This is a genomic window from Pseudomonas sp. NPDC086278 (genome assembly GCF_050280905.1).
In the GTDB taxonomy this organism is placed as follows: domain Bacteria; phylum Pseudomonadota; class Gammaproteobacteria; order Pseudomonadales; family Pseudomonadaceae; genus Aquipseudomonas.
Window position 1 is genome coordinate 1 of sequence record NZ_JBNNWE010000179.1, and the last position, 4582, is coordinate 4582.

General features: G+C 53.0%; 5 protein-coding genes and 4 tRNA genes. All 9 read right to left on the reverse strand.

The genetic code is table 11. The features are described from left to right. On the reverse strand, window positions 1-384 hold a 384-nt coding region (secE, locus tag ACQKP4_RS28410; protein ID WP_427637360.1), incomplete at its 3' end, for a preprotein translocase subunit SecE. Between the two features lie 45 nt (window positions 385-429). Next, window positions 430-505 (reverse strand) — tRNA-Trp (locus ACQKP4_RS28415). 53 nt (window positions 506-558) lie between these two features. Further along, window positions 559-1752, reverse strand: coding sequence for an elongation factor Tu (gene tuf, locus ACQKP4_RS28420; protein ID WP_007896619.1), 1194 nt, complete (start codon window positions 1750-1752; stop codon window positions 559-561). Between the two features lie 84 nt (window positions 1753-1836). Further along, a tRNA-Thr gene (locus ACQKP4_RS28425) sits at window positions 1837-1912 on the reverse strand. A 26-nt stretch (window positions 1913-1938) separates the two neighbouring features. Continuing rightward, window positions 1939-2012: transfer RNA gene (locus ACQKP4_RS28430), tRNA-Gly, on the reverse strand. 23 nt (window positions 2013-2035) lie between these two features. Then, a tRNA-Tyr gene (locus ACQKP4_RS28435) sits at window positions 2036-2120 on the reverse strand. Window positions 2121-2262: 142 nt separating this feature from the next. Next, window positions 2263-2703 (reverse strand): hypothetical protein, encoded by a 441-nt coding sequence (locus tag ACQKP4_RS28440; RefSeq protein ID WP_427637362.1) that lies wholly within the window; start codon window positions 2701-2703, stop codon window positions 2263-2265. A 7-nt stretch (window positions 2704-2710) separates the two neighbouring features. Continuing rightward, the gene (locus ACQKP4_RS28445; RefSeq protein ID WP_427637363.1) at window positions 2711-3457 is read right to left on the reverse strand and encodes a pantothenate kinase; all 747 of its coding nucleotides are present in this window, start codon (window positions 3455-3457) and stop codon (window positions 2711-2713) included. Then, complete coding sequence (birA, locus tag ACQKP4_RS28450) at window positions 3447-4406, reverse strand: bifunctional biotin--[acetyl-CoA-carboxylase] ligase/biotin operon repressor BirA (protein WP_427637364.1); 960 nt, start codon at window positions 4404-4406, stop codon at window positions 3447-3449. Before birA ends, ACQKP4_RS28445 begins: the two co-directional genes overlap by 11 nt. Window positions 4407-4582: the final 176 nt, after the last annotated feature.

Sequence of the window (4582 nt, forward strand, 5' to 3'; positions counted from 1 at the left end):
GCCGCGACCAAGGCGCTGTATTCGCCCAGGCTGTGGCCGGCGACATAAGCCGGGCGCAAGCCCCCACAACAGCAACGCCATAACCAGAACAACAGCCACAACGATCAACGTGGTCTGCGTGGTTTCTTGGCGAGTTGGCCATACGACTTTACGAATCTCGGTGCGTGCTTCCTTAACCAGTACAAAGAAAGACTTGCCCTTGGCTGTCTGCAGGCCTACAAAGGCAGCTACGGCAGCAATGGCGAGCAATGCAAGTACGCGGTACAGGATCGGCGAAGCAGAGTAATACTGATTGCCAACAACGCCAACAACCACCAAAGCGACTACTACTAGCCACTTGAGCAGATCGAAGCGAGAGCCTTGAGCTTCAGCTTTAGGAGTCATCTATGAAGATCCTGTGAAAAGAAAGCCAGACACACCAAGTGAATCTGGCAGGTCAGGAGGGAATCGAACCCCCAACCTACGGTTTTGGAGACCGTCGCTCTGCCAATTGAGCTACTGACCTAAAACAAAATCAGGCCGACCATTATGCCGGCCCGAAAAAGACATTACAACAACTTACTCGATGACTTTGGCCACGACACCAGCGCCGACGGTACGACCGCCCTCACGGATAGCGAAACGCAAGCCATCTTCCATCGCGATGGTTTTGATCAGAGTAACGGTCATTTGAACGTTATCACCTGGCATCACCATCTCAACACCTTCTGGCAGCTCGCAGTTACCGGTCACGTCAGTTGTACGGAAGTAGAACTGTGGACGGTAACCCTTGAAGAATGGCGTATGACGACCACCCTCTTCCTTGCTCAGAACATAAACCTCGGCAGTAAACTTGGTATGCGGCTTGACAGTGCCCGGCTTGACCAGAACCTGGCCACGCTCAACATCATCACGCTTCGTACCACGCAGCAAAACGCCGCAGTTCTCACCAGCACGACCTTCGTCGAGCAGCTTGCGAAACATCTCAACACCAGTACAGGTAGTTTTGACAGTGTCACGAAGACCAACAATCTCAACTTCTTCCTGAATGCGAACAATGCCACGCTCAACACGACCAGTCACAACAGTACCGCGACCGGAGATCGAGAACACATCCTCGATCGGCATCAGGAACGGCTTATCGATAGCACGCTCAGGCTGCGGAATATAGCTATCCAGCGTCTCGACCAACTTCTTGACGGCAGTGGTGCCCATCTCGTTATCGTCTTGACCATTCAACGCCATCAGCGCCGAACCAATGATGATCGGAGTGTCATCACCCGGGAAATCGTAAGTGCTGAGCAAGTCACGCACTTCCATCTCAACCAGCTCCAGCAGCTCAGCATCATCAACCATGTCAGCCTTGTTCAGGAAGACAACGATATATGGGACACCAACCTGGCGGGACAACAGAATGTGCTCACGGGTTTGCGGCATCGGACCATCAGCGGCCGAGCAAACCAGAATCGCGCCATCCATCTGAGCAGCACCAGTAATCATGTTCTTCACGTAGTCAGCGTGACCCGGGCAGTCAACGTGCGCATAGTGACGCACTGCCGAATCGTACTCAACGTGAGCTGTATTAATGGTGATACCACGAGCTTTTTCTTCTGGAGCGCTATCGATTTTGTCGAAGTCGACTTTTGCCGAACCGAAAACTTCGGAGCAGACGCGAGTCAAAGCAGCAGTCAAAGTCGTTTTACCATGGTCTACGTGACCAATAGTGCCAACGTTGACGTGAGGCTTGTTACGTTCGAACTTTTCCTTAGCCATCGAAATCACCTCCAGCAGAAGAATTAAGCAAGTAGTACCAGCCATTAAAACAAAGGCAGATATTTTCATATTTGCCTTGTTATATGGAGCTCTTGAGCGGATTTGAACCGCTGACCTCACCCTTACCAAGGGTGTGCTCTACCAACTGAGCTACAAGAGCAAAACACTGTGCAGGACCTGCAAACTTGGAGCGGGTAGCGGGAATCGAACCCGCATCATCAGCTTGGAAGGCTGAGGTTCTACCACTAAACTATACCCGCGAGCTTGCAGCTCTCGCTAAAAATGGTGGAGGGGGAAGGATTCGAACCTTCGAAGTCGTAGACGTCAGATTTACAGTCTGATCCCTTTGGCCGCTCGGGAACCCCTCCTAAGCGAGCCGGCATTCTATATCATGCCAGCCTTCTGTCAAGCATTTTCTCATTAAAAACCTGAGGTTAGCTGCGTTGACGCCGCTCCGCACTGTTAACCACTAATGGTCTTCACTGCGAAGCGGGCGCCATTCTATGCAAACTATTCGACGGGTGCAACCCCCTCGCATGGCATTATTTTATGTTTTAACTCATTGAATTCTTTGGAAAGGTTTTGCAGTTGAGCGTCACCTAGCAAACGCCGGCTCTCAGGCGCAACACGCACCCAGAATCCGGCCGACTCAGAAGAGTCCTTCGGCAGGGACTGAAACTTGACATCAAGACCACTCAACCGGCGCTCAGCCGCTTCAGCCACCTCTTGACGTGTGAATCCCCCCAAATAGAGGCATTCATCAACGGCCTGGATCGACTTCGTCCTATCCCGACTAGTATCTGGCGCCTCGCTTAATAAGCGAATGTCCTGCTGCGACCCTCGATACAGACTCAAAGGTGTTACATCTTTCGCACGCAGCGGGGCTTCTTGTTGATGCCAGATGTAATAGAAGACATTCAAAACAAGCAGCAGCAGAAACAACCAACGCATAAAAACCTCAGGACAAGGGACACGCCATAGCCAAACCTACAAAAACCAGGTCTGGAACCACCCTGGCATCAGGCACAACCCCGGAAACCAGTCCCGCGTCGCCACCCGTAATAAAAACCTTGAATTCCTTCCCCCAGTAGCTACGCGCCAACTCCAACTGAGTCAGGACAAACCCCCTGAGCATCAGCGAACACCCCCGCTCCACTGCTTCGACGGTTGTTCTACCCGGGATCAGACTTTCCAGCGCGCGCTCGGCGGCGAGATCCCCATAGCGAATCTTGCGAGTGTGGGTACGGAGTTGGTTTCGCATTAACGGCATTCCGGGGCAAATAAAACCGCCCAGGTGCTCCCCGTCGCCAGCGATGAAGTCGGCCGTAACGGCGGTGCCAAAGTCGAGCACAAGACACGCACCCGAGGCGAGATGGAACGCTCCAAGCATTGCAAGCCAGCGATCAAGACCTAGTCGTTCGAACTCCTCATAACCATTACGAACCCCAGCCATCTCCGTTGATGGAGAGGCGCAGATTGCAGATACGCCAAAAGTAGTCGCCAACAGAGAGACTAACGCGCTGGTTTCTTCGGTCGTTCTAACGCTGACCAATCGACAGTGCCTCAGGGCAAGACGCTCTACGGCGCCCAAGCTCTGCAATAGCGCCAGGTCTGAATCCACGACACCTTCGCCTAGCACTCGACACAAATCAGCAAGCACTCGCCATTTAATAAAACTGTTTCCACAGTCGAGCTCAAGAATCATTACGCAACCTCAGACTGAGCTCACCACCGCTAAAGATCTTTTCCACGCCACCCACCTTTAAGCGCAATGCACCCTGACCGTCTATTCCCAACACCTCACCATCTATCTGGTTTACACCAGCAATCAACGACACCGCCTTACCTTGCCATAGATGGTTTTGCTCCCACTCTGGCTGGATAGCAGAAAAACCAACATCCTGGTGTCGAGCCAGGTACGCCTGAAGCGCCATGCCCAGCTCAGCGACCAAATGATTACGGTCAAATAGCCGACCCGATTCCAGGCGCATTGACGTCCACTGCTGATCAACTTCATCAGTCATTTGCATATTCACGTTGATCCCGACACCCAGCACTACGTGGCACACGTCAGCAGGATCTCCCACCAACTCGAGCAAAATACCGGCGATCTTTTTTTGACCCACCAAGACATCATTAGGCCATTTCAAACCCGCACCCGGAACGCCCAACCGCCGCAGAGTGTGCATCACAGCAAGACCAACAACGAGACTCAAACCCTCCAACTGCCGCATCCCACCATCAATGCGCAACACCAGGCTGTAATAAATGTTTTCCGCGAAAGGGCTCACCCATTTACGCCCACGACGCCCACGCCCAGCAGTCTGCCGCTCGGCCAGCACCAGAAATGGCGCTGGCAAGCCACGCTCGATAGAGCGCAACGCCTCGGTATTGGTGGAGTCAATTGAGTCGAAGATCAGAATTGGCCACTCACAAGCCAAGGTTTGCGCTTTTATATCGACCGAATCGAGCAGCGCTAGTGGCGCAGCCAGTTGATACCCGCGCCCGCGCACCTTGTGGATGGACACCCCTAACTCAGCCTCTAGATGTTGAAGCTGCTTCCACACGGCACTGCGACTGACACCCAAGGCGACACCCAGGTCCTGACCCGAATGAAATCGACCGTCCTTAAGAAGCTTTAACAACGTCAGCATGCAAGTCTCGCCTCACAATCAGGCCCGCATGATAGCCATGCCCTGAGCCGTTGCATAGAAACCGCGCAGGTCGATTTCCTGCGGGCAAAACAAAACCCCTACCTGCATACGCAGATAGGGGTTTCGGAATTTAATCTTGACGATGACCTACTCTCACATGGGGAAACCCCACACTA

Excerpts from the sequence above, each read along its gene's own strand:
- tuf (WP_007896619.1), bottom strand. The coding sequence starts at position 1,752 with ATGGCTAAGGAAAAGTTCGAACGTAACAAGCCTCACGTCAACGTTGGC.
- ACQKP4_RS28440 (WP_427637362.1), bottom strand. The coding sequence starts at position 2,703 with ATGCGTTGGTTGTTTCTGCTGCTGCTTGTTTTGAATGTCTTCTATTAC.
- ACQKP4_RS28445 (WP_427637363.1), bottom strand. The coding sequence starts at position 3,457 with ATGATTCTTGAGCTCGACTGTGGAAACAGTTTTATTAAATGGCGAGTG.
- birA (WP_427637364.1), bottom strand. The coding sequence starts at position 4,406 with ATGCTGACGTTGTTAAAGCTTCTTAAGGACGGTCGATTTCATTCGGGT.